Source organism: Paracoccus sp. TOH (assembly GCF_030388245.1).
Classification (GTDB): Bacteria; Pseudomonadota; Alphaproteobacteria; order Rhodobacterales; family Rhodobacteraceae; genus Paracoccus; species Paracoccus simplex.
In genome coordinates, this window is record NZ_CP098360.1 from 632246 (window position 1) to 645011 (window position 12766).

Annotated in this window: 9 protein-coding genes; 8 read left to right on the forward strand and 1 reads right to left on the reverse strand. The window is 72.3% G+C overall.

All coding sequences use genetic code 11. The features are described from left to right. Nucleotides 1-141: 141 nt before the first annotated feature. The 5 genes from def to NBE95_RS03085 all read left to right on the forward strand — a co-directional run bounded on the left by def (nt 142) and on the right by NBE95_RS03085 (nt 5468). Entirely contained in the window at nt 142-642 is a 501-nt protein-coding gene (def, locus tag NBE95_RS03065; RefSeq protein WP_289894408.1) for a peptide deformylase, read from the forward strand. Nucleotides 643-1342: 700 nt separating this feature from the next. Beyond that, nucleotides 1343-2980 (forward strand): alpha/beta-hydrolase family protein, encoded by a 1638-nt coding sequence (locus NBE95_RS03070; RefSeq protein ID WP_289894409.1) that lies wholly within the window; start codon nt 1343-1345, stop codon nt 2978-2980. Next, the gene (locus NBE95_RS03075) at nt 2965-3843 is read left to right on the forward strand and encodes a dienelactone hydrolase family protein (protein WP_289894410.1); all 879 of its coding nucleotides are present in this window, start codon (nt 2965-2967) and stop codon (nt 3841-3843) included. The genes NBE95_RS03070 and NBE95_RS03075 overlap by 16 nt, the downstream gene beginning before the upstream one ends. Before the next feature lie 25 nt (nt 3844-3868). Beyond that, nucleotides 3869-4762: a methionyl-tRNA formyltransferase gene (gene fmt / locus NBE95_RS03080; RefSeq protein WP_289894411.1), complete on the forward strand. Its 894-nt coding sequence runs from the start codon at nt 3869-3871 to the stop codon at nt 4760-4762. 157 nt (nt 4763-4919) lie between these two features. After that, entirely contained in the window at nt 4920-5468 is a 549-nt protein-coding gene (locus NBE95_RS03085; RefSeq protein WP_289894412.1) for an HdeD family acid-resistance protein, read from the forward strand. 40 nt (nt 5469-5508) lie between these two features. Here the strand turns inward: NBE95_RS03085 and hrpB are convergent, their stop codons facing one another. Further along, complete coding sequence (gene hrpB, locus NBE95_RS03090; RefSeq protein ID WP_289894413.1) at nt 5509-7929, reverse strand: ATP-dependent helicase HrpB; 2421 nt, start codon at nt 7927-7929, stop codon at nt 5509-5511. 98 nt (nt 7930-8027) lie between these two features. On the opposite strand from hrpB, the gene NBE95_RS03095 reads away from it, so the two are divergent. From NBE95_RS03095 to pbpC, 3 genes are all read left to right on the forward strand, one after another. Beyond that, nucleotides 8028-9395, forward strand: coding sequence for a YcjX family protein (locus NBE95_RS03095; protein ID WP_289894414.1), 1368 nt, complete (start codon nt 8028-8030; stop codon nt 9393-9395). A gap of 9 nt (nt 9396-9404) precedes the next feature. Next, nucleotides 9405-10550: a TIGR01620 family protein gene (locus NBE95_RS03100; protein WP_289894415.1), complete on the forward strand. Its 1146-nt coding sequence runs from the start codon at nt 9405-9407 to the stop codon at nt 10548-10550. 132 nt (nt 10551-10682) lie between these two features. Beyond that, nucleotides 10683-12734, forward strand: a complete 2052-nt coding sequence (gene pbpC, locus NBE95_RS03105) for a penicillin-binding protein 1C (RefSeq protein WP_289894416.1) — start codon at nt 10683-10685, stop codon at nt 12732-12734. Nucleotides 12735-12766: the final 32 nt, after the last annotated feature.

Genomic DNA, 12766 nt, shown 5'->3' on the forward strand with positions numbered 1-12766 from the left:
CCGCCCCAAGACGAATGGCATGCCTATGGACAGGGCGCCGTCCATGTCCGCCGCGATTCGCGGCGGGCGGACAGTCCGGGCCGGATTTACCTTCATTCGCCGCCGTGATAGCCGGGCGAGCATTCCTGACAAGGCCGCCCGATGACCGTCCGCCCCTTCCTGCCCTATGCCGACCGCCGGCTGCACGTCCCGGCCGAGCCGGTCGCCGCGATCACCGAAACCGTGCGGATGATCTGGGACGACATGATCGACACGATGGAGGCGATGCCGGGCGTCGGTCTTGCCGCGCCGCAGATCGGCATCATGCAGCGGCTGGCGGTGGTGGACGCGTCCGACAAGCGCGGCCAGGCGCTGCGCATGGCCAATCCCGAGATCCTGCATGCCAGCGTGCAGCTGCGCGCGCACGAGGAAGCGAGCCCGAACCTGCCCGGCGTCTCGGCCCGGATCGAGCGGCCGCGGGCGGTGACCGTGCGTTTCCTGAATGCCGCGGGCGAGATCGAGGAGCGGGATTTCGTCGGCCTCTGGGCGACCTCGGTGCAGCACCAGATCGACCATCTGGACGGCCGGCTTTATGTCGACCGCCTCTCGCCCCTGCGCCGCAAGATGCTGGTGGCGAAATCGGCGAAACTGTCGCGGCGCTGAGGGGACCGGGCCGCGGCCCGACTGCCGCCGGTCCTGTCGTGGTGAACGCAGCGTTCGCGCGTCGGATTGCGGCAGGGTCGCAGGGCTGTCTGGAACACGGAAAAACCGCATTCCCTGCGGCGGACGGCGGGCGCGGCAGGCAGCGTGGCTCTGGTTCGGACCGGAGCCGCGATGTCCGACGCCCTGCGCCACGCGCGAAGCCGGATTGGCGATTGCCCGGGTATTTGGACAACAGAGAAGACGGCTCATGCCGTCCGCGACCTGCCCTCGGGCGGCAGAGAGACGGGTGCATATGCGTGGGTGCCGGGGTGCGGGCCGGAACCGGGACCGCCAGGGGGCCGAGGCAGGCCGACGCGGCGGCGCAGCGAACGAATTGCAGCCAGGGCCGGCAGCAGAAGACAGCGCGCAGGGGACGGCGGCGAACCGATGAACGACCGTGCAATGCGGGTCGCCGGCAGAGCGAGCGACGGGAAGCCAGAGCAGCCGGGGCGCGGCCCGCACGGCCTGGGGGTGCGAGGCATGGGGATGCGAGAACCGCTTTTCTTTGCCGCGGCACCCCCTTAACCTCGGGTCAGAACGGGCGGGCAGGGAGCGGCCGTCCGGCAGACCCGCGCCCGGCATTCCGCGGCCGGGCCTTCCGTTCCCGCTGAAACCCGCCCGCCTGCGCCCGCGGGCCCAGCCCGGAGTCGCCAGGCCAGTGATGTTTTCCGTGCTGCCCCTTCTTGCCGGCCTGCTGTTTTGCGCCGCCTCGCTCACGCCCTCGCTGATTCCGCGCGACTGGCTGATGCAGGGCGTGCTGGCCGGGGTCTCGATGGCGGCGGGCTATGTGCTGACCCAGTTCCTGCTGGCGCTGTGGCGGGCGTTGGAGCTGCCGGTGCTGAAGGAACGGCCGGCGCGCATCGCCCATGCGGTGCTGGCCGTGCCGGTCCTGGTGCTGCTGGGCCGCGGGGTGATCCTGTCGGGCGAATGGCAGAACAGCATCCGCGCCCGCATGGGCATGCCGGATCTGGAGGTGAACAACACCGCCAAGATGCTGGCGCTGGCGCTGGCGGTCTTCCTGCTGCTGTTCGTGATCGGCAAGGCGATCCAGGCGCTTTTCGACCTGCTGCGGCTGCGGCTGGCGCGCTATATTCCGACCCGCAGCGCCAATGTGCTGGGCCTGCTGCTGGCGGCGCTGATCGTGGTGACGCTGACCCGCGACGGCGTGGTGAACTGGGCGATGCGCATCGCCGACAGGTCCTATGCCGCGGCCCAGCACCTTGCCGACCCGAAAGTCGCCCCGCCCGCCGAGCCATGGCGCTCCGGCTCGGCCGCCTCCGGCATCGACTGGGCGCTGATGGGCAAGCCGGGCCGCGACTTCGTCCTGGGCGGGCCGCGTGCCGGCGCCATCGCGGATTTCGCCGGCCGGCCGGCGAAGCAACCGCTGCGCATCTATGTCGGCCTGGCCCAGGACAACGACCCGGAGGTGCGCGCCAGGGCGGCGCTGGACGAGATGCTGCGCGTCGGCGCCTTCGACCGCAAGGTGCTGGTGCTGGCCAGCCCCACCGGCACCGGCTGGATGGACCCGGCCAGCTATGATGCGCTGGAATACATGCATGACGGCGACGTGGCGACGGTGGCGGTGCAATATTCCTATCTGCAAAGCCCGCTGGCGCTGATCTTCGAGACCGAATCCGGTCTCGACCAGACCACGGCGCTGATGCGCGTGGTCTATGAACATTGGCGCCACCTGCCGGCCGACCGCCGGCCGCGGCTGTATCTGCACGGCATCTCGCTGGGCGCCTGGTCGTCGATGTATGCCTTCAACCCGTTCCAGATGATGAACGAGCCGGTCGCCGGCGCGTTCTGGGTGGGTCCGCCCTTCACCTCGACCCTGTGGCGGCAGGCCAATGGCGCGCGCCAGCCCGGCAGCCGCCTTGTCCTGCCCGAGCTGGATGAGGGCGAGGTGATCCGCTATGCCAGCCAATACGCGCCGCCCGACCGCTCGGGCCGGCCCTGGGGGCGGCTGCGCATCCTGTTCCTGCAATATGCCAGCGATCCGATCGTGTTCTACGACCCGGCCTCGTTGTGGCGGGCACCGGAATGGATGCGCGAGGCGCCGGCACCCGACGTCTCGCCCCGGCTGCGCTTCACCCCGGTGGTGACGCAGCTGCAACTGGCAGTGGACATGCTGGTCTCGACTTCGGCGCCGCCGGGCTTCGGCCACAGCTATCACGCCCGCGACTATATCGACGGCTGGGTGGCGGTCACCGCGCCCGAGGGCTGGACGGCGGCCGATACCGAACGGCTCAAGGCGATCTGCGGCCAGAACGGAAGACCTGGATGCGCAAACGGCTGATCCTTGCGGCGGCGCTGCTGGGGCTGGTGGCGCTGGCACTGGGGCTGAACACGGCGCGCAACTATGCCGGCTGGCAGCCCGCGACCGAGACCCCGGCCGAACGGCTGGCCCGGCTGGAGCCGCATTGGCGCATCCTGCGGCCCGCGGGCCCCGGCCCGCATCCCGCCGCGGTGCTGCTGTCGGGCTGCGACGGCGTGCATGACAACATGGACTATTGGGCGCGGCAGTTCGTGGCCATGGGCCGGGCGGCGCTGATCCTCGACAGCCATGCGCCGCGGCTTCTGGACAAGGCGCAGGCCTGGCGGGCGCTCTGCGCCGGGCAGGTGCTGCCGGGGGCCGAGCGTGCCGGCGACCTGGCCGTGGCGCTGGCGGCGCTGCGCGAGATGCCGGGCATCGACGGTTCGGACGTGGCGCTGCTCGGCGCCTCGCATGGCGGCTGGACGGCGATGGAACTGCTGCGCGCGCTGGGGCAGGACGCCCCGCCGCCCGGTCTGACCGCATGGCCCGCGCCGCGCTGCACCCTGGCCGCGCAGCTTGGCCCGGTGGTGCTGCTTTATCCCTATTGCGGCCTTCTGAACGGCAGCGCCAAGGGACCGTGGCCCGGCCATGTGCAGGGGCTGATGCTGCTGGCCGAACAGGATTCGATCATCGATTCCGCCGATTGCCAAAGCATGGGCGCGGATCTGGTCGCGCGGGGCGCGCATTTGACCGTCACCACCTATCCCGGCATCAATCACGGCTTCGACCAGCGCGAGCGCTCCTCGCTTTCGCCGCTGGAGTTCGACGCCGAGGCGCGGGCGCGCGCCACCCGCGACATCCGTGCCTTCATGCAGGGTTTTGCCGCGCCCGCGCCCGGGATATGAGATCCCGACACTAAGGAGGGCAGCGATGCGCGTCATCTTCATGGGCACACCCGATTTCTCGGTCCCGGCGCTGCGGGCCATCGCCGCGCGGCACCAGGTGGTCGCGGTCTATTCCCAGCCGCCGCGCGCGGCGGGACGCGGGCAGAAGCCCCGCCCCTCGCCCGTGCAGCGCGCCGCCGAGGCGCTGGGTCTGCCGGTCCGCACCCCCGAGCGGCTGAAAGCGCCGCAGGAGCAGGCGGATTTCGCCGCGCTTGCCGCCGACGTGGCGGTGGTGGTGGCCTATGGCCTGATCCTGCCCCCGCCGGTACTGGAGGCGCCGCGGCTGGGCTGCCTGAACATCCACGCCTCGCTTCTGCCGCGCTGGCGGGGGGCGGCGCCGATCCATCGGGCGATCATGGCCGGCGATGCGGAAACCGGCGTCGCCATCATGCAGATGGAGACGGGGCTGGATACCGGCCCGGTGCTGGCCGAGGCACGCACCGCCATCGGCCCCGAGGACACCACCGCCGACCTGCACGACCGGCTGGCGGAAATGGGTGCGGCGCTGATCGTCGAGACGCTGCACCGCCTGCCCCTGCCCGCCCGGCCGCAACCGGCCGAGGGCGTGACCTATGCGCAAAAGATCGACAAGGCCGAGGCGCGGGTCGATTGGCGCCAGTCGGCCGAGGCCGTGGACCGGCAGATCCGCGGGCTTTCGCCCTTTCCCGGCGCCTGGTGCCTGATCGGGGACGAGCGGGTGAAGCTGCTGCGCGCCCGCCCCGCCGCCGGTTCGGGCGCGCCGGGACAGGTGCTTTCGGGCTTCACCATCGCCTGCGGCCAGGGCGCCATCGAGGTGATCGCGGCACAGCGCGAGGGCAAGCGCCCGATGCCCGCCGCCGAGATCCTGCGCGGCATGGCCCTGCCCGAGCGGCTGGATTGACGGCATTGTAGCAAATTCGCAACAAATTTCGGTTGTTGAGGCCCGCACGCGCCGCTCCGCGCAACCCCATGTTAATCTTTCCCTGTCAGACCGGATCCAAGGCTGTTCGATCCGGCGATCCCGAAAGCGCCTGAAAGGGGAAAGGGGGACGACTATCATGGAGAAGCTGATCCGCGTGATGGCCGATCACTGGTGGGTGCCGCTGCTGCGCGGCATCGCGGCGATCCTGTTCGGCCTGATGGCGCTGATCTGGCCGGGGCTGACCGTCTATGCCCTGCTGCTGGTCTTTGGCGCCTATGCGATCTTCGACGGCGTGATGGCGATCATCACGGCCTTCCGGCGCAAGGCCGCGGACGACCGCTGGTGGGCCTGGGCGCTGGACGGCGTGCTGTCGGTCATCATCGGCCTGATGGCGCTGTTCTGGCCCGCGGCCACGGCGCTGGCCTTCATCATCTGGATGGCCGCCTGGGGCGTGGTCGCCGGCATCTTCCGCATCATCGCCGCCATCCGGCTGCGCGACGAGATCGAGGGCGAATGGGCGCTGGGTCTCAGCGGCCTGCTGCTGGTCGTCTGGGGGGTGCTGCTGGCGCTGGTGCCGACGGCCGGGCTGCTTGGCATCGCCTGGCTGATCGGGCTGTTCGCGCTGCTGATCGGCGCGGCGATGATCGTGCTGGCCTTCCGGCTCAGGGGGCTGAAATCGCTCTAGGTTGCCCGGCCGCAGGGGTATTGGGGCAACGAAGACGCAATCAGGTTCCGCGCGGCTTGGCGCGGGTGGTCGGGTCGGCCTCGAGCGGGTTTTCCGGCCAGGGATGGCGCGGATAGCGGCCGCGCATATCCTTCCTGACCTCGCCATAGCTGCCGGCCCAGAAGCCCGGCAGGTCGGTCGTCACCGCGATGGGCTTGCCGCCGGGCGACAGCATGGTGATGCGCAGCGGCCGGTTGCCGACCACCGGATGACGCGACAGGCCGAACAGTTCCTGCAGCCTCAGCTCGACCGAGGGGGTCTCGTGGTCGTAGTCGATGGGCACCTTGCGGCCCAGCGGCGTGACGAAATGCGCCGGCGCCGCCTGATCCAGCCGGCGCTGGCCGTCCCAGCCGATGCGCGCCTTCAGCGCCTCGGTCAGGTCCAGCGCGCGCAGGTCGGCCAGGGTCCGGGCCTTGCCGAGCCAGGGCAGCAGCCAGTCGGGATCGGAGAGCAGGCTTTCGTCATCGACCGGCCCCAGATCCCCGATCAGGTCCGGGATCAGCGCGATCCGCGCCCGCAGCCGCGCGGCACCGGGGCTCCAGCTCAGCCCGTTTGCGCGCAGCCCGTCGAAGGCGGCGCGGGCCAGCGCCTGCGGGTCGGGATCGTCCAGCGCCCGGTCGGCCAGCACCAGCGCCCCAAACCGCTCTTGCCGGCGGGCAAGGACGCGGTTGTCGCGGCGGGACCATTCCACCAGTTCGGCGGTTTCGATGCGGTCGGGGAACAGGGCGCGGATCTCGTCCTCCTCCACCGCCACCGCCATGCGGATGCGCGCCTCGCGCGCATCGCCATCAAGGTCGGTCGCCACGATCAGCCGCCGCGCGGCCAGCGCGTCGCCCTCGGGCAGCACCGCGCCCTTGCCGCCCGACAGCACATAGCGCGGCTGCTCGCCCTTGCGGCGCAGCCCGATGCGGTCGGGATAGGCCAGCGCCGCCATGGCGCCCGGCGACAGGCCGGCGCCTTCGCCCGCCATCCGGCGCAGGCGTTTCGCCTCGTCGCGGATACGGTGCAGCACGCCCTGGTTGACCGGCCAGGGGTGGCGGTCCTGATAGGCGCGCAGGTCGCGGATCGCCGCCAGACGCAGGATCAGGTCGGCGGGCGCACCGGCCAGCGGATCGCGCTCGGCCATCAGCGCCGCCAGGTCGGCGGCCTCGCGCCCGGCCGTGACCAGCATATGCCCCAGACGGGGATGCAGCGGCAGTGGCGCCAGCCGCCGGCCGTGATCGGTGATCCGGTCGCCCGCGTCCAGCGCGCCGAGATCGCGCAGAAGCCCCCGCGCCTCGGAAAGCGCCGCCCCGGGCGGCGGGGTCAGGAAGGCGAGGTCGCGCCCGTCCGAGCCCCAGATCGCCAGTTCCAGCGCCAGCCCGGCCAGGTCGGCCACGGCGATCTCGGGCGGGGCGAAGGCGGGCAGCGCGCCTTCCTCGGCCCGCGCCCACATGCGATAGCAGATGCCCGGCGCGACCCGGCCGGCGCGGCCGCGGCGCTGCTCGGCCTCGGCGCGGCTGACTCGTTCCGTCACCAGCCGCGACATGCCCGAGCCGGGATCGAAACGCGCCCGCCGCGCCCGGCCGGCATCGACCACCACCTTCACGTCGGGAATGGTCAGCGAGGTCTCGGCGATCGCGGTCGCCAGCACGATCCGCCGTTCGCCGCCCGCGGGTTGCAGGGCGGCGCGCTGCGCCTTGAAATCCATGGCGCCGTAAAGCGGCAGGATCTCGGCCCGGACATCCAGCATGGCCTGCACGCGGCGGATCTCGCCCTCGCCGGGCAGGAAGGCCAGGATGGTGCCGCCCATCGCGCGCGTCTCCGCCTCTGCCTGGACGATCAGCCGCGCCGCCTCGGGCACCAGCCGGGCGCCGGCGGGCAAGGGGCGGGACAGCCAACGCGTCTCGACCGGAAAGGCCCGGCCTTCCGAGCGGATCACCGGCGCGCCCTCCATCAGCGCCGCCACCGGCTCGGCATCCAGCGTCGCCGACATCACCAGCAGCGCCAGGTCGGGACGCAGCGCCTGCCGCGCCTCCCATGTCAGGGCAAGGCCCAGATCGGCATTCAGGCTGCGCTCGTGGAATTCGTCGAAGATCACGCAGCCGATGCCCGAAAGCCCGGGATCGGACTGGATCATCCGGGTCAGGATGCCCTCGGTCACCACCTCGATGCGGGCACCCGGCACCGCCTCGCCGCGGATGCGATAGCCGACGGTGCGGCCCAGGGGCTCGCCCAGCGTCTCGGCCATGCGCTCGGCCGCGGCGCGGGCGGCCAGGCGGCGCGGCTCCAGCATGGTGATGCGGCCGGGGATGGCGGGCAGCAGCGCCAGGGGCACGCGGGTGGTCTTGCCCGCCCCCGGCGGCGCCATCAGCACGGCGCGGCCATGCGCGGCCAGCGCGGCGGTCAGGTCGGGCAATACGGCGTCGATGGGCAATTGCATCCCCGCCTTATGACAAAGCGCCGTCGGGGCGAAAAGACCTGCCTCTACACATCCGCCCCCGGCCTGCCTATCTTGACCCGGCCAAAGCGAGGGACGGAATGGGTATCGCCGACGATCTGATGCAAGGCCTGGGCATCTCCGACCCGGTGATCCGGCTGGGGGTGACGGGGCTGTCGCGGGCCGGCAAGACGGTGTTCATCACCTCTCTGGTGGCGAACCTGCTGGACCGTGGCCGCATGGCGGCGCTGCGGGCCGCGGCCGACGGCTCGCTGAAGGCGGCCTGGCTACAGCCGCAGCCCGACGACACCGTGCCGCGCTTTGACTACGAGCGGCACCTGGCGGCGATGACCGGCCCCGACCCGCATTGGCCCGAGGGCACGCGCCATGTCAGCCAGCTGCGCCTGTCGCTGCGCATCCAGCCGCGCGGGCTGATCGCCGGCTGGCGCGGCCAGCAGGTGCTGCATCTGGACATCGTGGACTATCCCGGCGAATGGCTGCTGGACCTGCGGCTGATGGAGAAGGATTTCGACCAATGGTCGCAGGAGGTGCTGGACCGCATGGCCGGCCGCCCCGGCGCCGGGGATTTCCGCGCCGCGCTGGCCGCCACCGATCCCGCCCGCTTTGACGAGACGGCGGCGCAGGCGCTGGCCGCCGCCTATACAAGCCATCTGCACCTGGCGCGCGAGGCGGGCTGGTCGGACTGCACCCCCGGCCGCTTCCTGATGCCCGGGGAACTGGACGGCTCGCCGGCGCTGACCTTCACGCCGCTGCCGCAAGAGATGCGCGCGACGCCACTGGGGCGCGAATTCGCGCGGCGCTTCGGGGCCTACAAGGCGCGGGTGGTGAAGCCGTTCTTCCGCAACCATTTCGCCCGCATCGACCGGCAGGTGGTGTTGATGGACGTGCTGGGCGCCATCCATGCCGGCCCGCCGGCGGTCGAGGACATGCGCCGCGCCATGGCCGACATCCTGACCGCCTTCCGCCCCGGCCGCGCGGGCTGGCTGGCGCAGCTGCTGGGCTCGCGCCGGGTGGGGCGCATCCTGTTCGCCGCGACCAAGGCCGACCACCTGCACCACATCCAGCACCCGCGCCTGACCGCAATCACCGCCGCCATGCTGCGCGAGGCGCGCGACCGCGCCGATTTCTCGGGGGCGCGGACCGAGGCCATGTCCATCGCCGCGCTGCGCACCACCACCGAGGAGATGATCCGAGAGGCAGGCGAGGAGCTGCCCGCCGTGCGCGGCACGCTGATGGACGGGCGGCAGGCGGCCTTCTATCCGGGCGAGTTGCCGGCCAACCCGGCCGAGTTGCTGGTGCCGGCAAGCCAGGGCGCGACGCGCTGGCTGGACGGCGATTACGCGATCATGGATTTCGCCCCGGCGCCGGGCACGCTGCGGCCGGGCGACGGGCCGCCGCATATCCGCCTGGACCGCGCGGCCGAATTCCTGATCGGCGACAGGCTATAGGAGAGCGCCATGGCTGAACCCCCGAAACGCCGCGGGCCGGTGCTGCTGGAAATGGGCGCGGCGCCCGGGCCGGAGGCCGCGACCGAACCCACCCAGCCCCAGCCCGGCCGATCCGAACCGGACCGTTCCGAACCGCCCAGACCGGACCAGCGCGACCGCAAGGCGCCGCGGGCCGAGTGGCGCGAGGGCGAGGCCCTGCCCTCGCCCGCCGATGCGCCGATGATCGACGACGGGCTGCCGCCCCTGCCGCAGCCGCGCACCATGCAGTTGGTGGCGCGGCTGGTCGGGCGCGGTCCGTCGCGGCTGACGCGCTTCTTCATCAATAGCGGCGTGGCGCTGTTCATCTTTCTTTTGTCGGTCGCGGCGCTGCGTTACCTGACCGACCTGCTGAACAGCTATCCGCTGCTCGGCTGGATCGGCATCGGGCTGATGGGGCTGTTCTGCCTCGCCGCGCTGGCGATGGCGTTTCGCGAATACCGCGCCTGGTCGCGCTTTGCCGCCATCGACGGCATCAATCGCGAGGCCGGGGCGGCGCTGGCATCCGGCGACCTGAAGGCGGCGCAGCATGTGGTGGGGCGGATGGAAAGCCTGTATCGCGCCCGGCCCGAGCTGGAATGGGGCCTGACCCGGCTGCGCGAGCGCAAACCCGACGCCTATGACGCCGCGACGCTGATCGCCCTGGCCGAGACCGAATTGCTGGCGCCGCTGGACCAGCAGGCCCGGCGCGAGGTCGAGGCCGCCGCCCGCACCGTTGCCGCCGCCACCGCGCTGATCCCGCTGGCGCTGGCCGATGTGATCGCGGCGCTGGCGGCGAACCTGCGGATGATCCGCCGCATGGCCGAGATCTATGGCGGCCGCGCCGGCGCCGTCGGCGGCTGGCGGCTGGCGCGCACGGTGATGACGCATCTGGTCGCCACCGGCGCCGTGGCGGCCGGCGACGATCTGATCCATACCGTCGCCGGCGGCGGCCTACTCGCCAAGGTTTCGAAACGCTTCGGCGAGGGGGTGGTGAACGGCGCGCTGACCGCCCGCGTCGGCATCGCGGCGATGGAGGTCTGCCGGCCCTTGCCCTTCATCCACCAGCCGCGCCCCAAGGTCGGCAACCTGATCGCGCGCGGGCTGAAGGGGCTGTTCGGCGAGGACAAGGCGAAATAGGCGCGGATTGCGCGGCCGCCGGGGTATTTGGAAAACGGTGAAAGCGCCGGCCTCCGGTCCGCGTCGCGGTTTCCTGAGCATTTGGAGAACGAGGAAGATGAGGTTTGGCCGCGTCTGGCATATGGATCGGGCATGAGATCGCGCCGCGTCGCCCTGTCGCTGATGGCTGCCGTCCTGGTCCTGGGCATCGGGGCCGGGGCGCGGGACCGGTTTGACGATTGGGTCGATGCGACGGCGCTGCCGCGGCTGGACGTGCCGGTCGGGGTCGAGGTGGTGGCGCGGGACGGCAGGCTGCTGCGCGCCTTCCAGGTCGCGGACGGGCGCTGGCGGCTGGACGCCGGGCCGGTCGACGCGCTGTTTCTTGACATGCTGACGACCTGGGAGGACCGGCGGTTCCGCCGCCATGCCGGCATTGATGCGCGGGCGCTCTTGCGGGCGGGCTGGCAGGCACTGCGGCATGGGCGGGTGGTCTCGGGCGGCTCGACCCTGACCATGCAGGTGGCGCGGCTGATCGAGGAAGGGCCGACCGGGCAATGGGCCGGGAAGGCCCGGCAGATGCGGCTGGCCCTGGCGCTGGAGCGGCGGCTGGGCAAGCGCGAGATCCTGGCGCTTTACCTGCGCCTTGCCCCCTATGGCGCCAATGTCGAGGGCATCCGCGCCGCCAGCCTGCAATGGTTCGGCAAGGAGCCGCGGCGGCTTTCCCCCGCGCAGGCGGCGCTGCTGGTGGCGCTGCCGCAATCGCCCGAGGCGCGGCGGCCGGACCGTTTTCCGCTGGCCGCCAAGGCGGCGCGCGACCGGGTTCTGGCGCGGGCGGCGCGGGCCGGGCTGATCTCGGACGCCGATGCCCAGGCGGCGATGGCCGAGCCGGTGCCGCGGGTGCGGCGGGCCTTTCCGGCGCTGGCGCCGCTGCTGGCCGCGCGGCTGCTGCGCGAGCATCCCGGCGCCTTGCGGATCGAGACCACCCTCGATGCGCGCCTGCAGCGCCGGGCCGAGGAGCTGGCCTCGCGTGCCGTGCGCGGCGCCGGGCGGCGGCTGTCGGCGGCCGTGGTGCTGGCCGATCACCGGACGGGCGAGATCCTGGCCGAGGTCGGCGCGGCGGACTGGACGGATGGCGCGTCGAGCGGTTTCGTCGATATGGCGCGGGCCTGGCGCTCTCCGGGCTCGACCCTGAAACCCTTCGTCTACGGGATGGCCTTCGACGACGGGCTGGCGCATCCCGAGACGCTGATCGAGGATCGGCCCACCGCCTTCGGCCGCTGGCAGCCGCAGAATTTCGACAAGCATTTCCGCGGCACCGTCAGCCTGAGAAACGCGCTGATCTGGTCCTTGAACATCCCGGTGGTGAAGCTGGCCGAGGCGGTCGGCCCGAACCGCATCGCCCAGGCGCTGCGCCGCGGCGGGGTCGAAATGCGCCTGGCCGGCGAGACGCCGGGGCTGGCGATCGTGCTGGGCGGCGCCGGCGTCACCCTGGAGGGGCTGGCCGAGGGCTATGCGGCCCTGGCGCGCGGCGGGCGGGGCATCACGCTGTCGCCGCTGCCGGGCGGCAGCCGGGAACTGGCGGCGCCGATGTTCGGCCCGGTCGCGGCCTGGCAGGTCGGCCATATCCTGAGCCAGAACCCCGCCCCGCATGGCGCGCGGCAGCGGCCGATGGCCTACAAGACCGGCACCTCCTATGGGCATCGCGACGCGCTGGCGGTGGGTTTCGACGGGGCGCGGGTCGGCGCGGTCTGGCTGGGGCGGCCGGACGGCACGCCGGTGCCGGGCGCCTTCGGCGGCGAGCTGGCGGCGCCGGTGCTGTTCGACCTGTTCGACGCCCTGCCCCCGGTCGCGCTGCCGCCGCCGCCGCCGCAGACGCTGACGCTGCCGAACAGCGCCCTGCCGCTGCCCTTGCGCCGCTTTGCCCCGGCGGGCGAGGCCAGTGCCGCCGCGGCCAGCCCCGCCAGCCCCGATGCGCTGCGCCTGACCTATCCGCCGGACGGGGCCGAGCTTGAGGCGCAAGGGCCGCTGACCGCCAAGGCGCGGGGCGGGCGCGGGCCCTGGACCTTCCTGCTGAACGGTGCGCCCGCCGCCATCGCCCAGCCGCAGCCCATGGCCAGCCTGCCCAATCCCGGTCCCGGCTTCGCCGAGCTGACGGTGGTGGATGCGAATGGCGCCTCGGCGACTGCGGCAATCCGGCTGCACTGAAGCAATTTGCGCGGTTTCGGATTCGCTTGGCC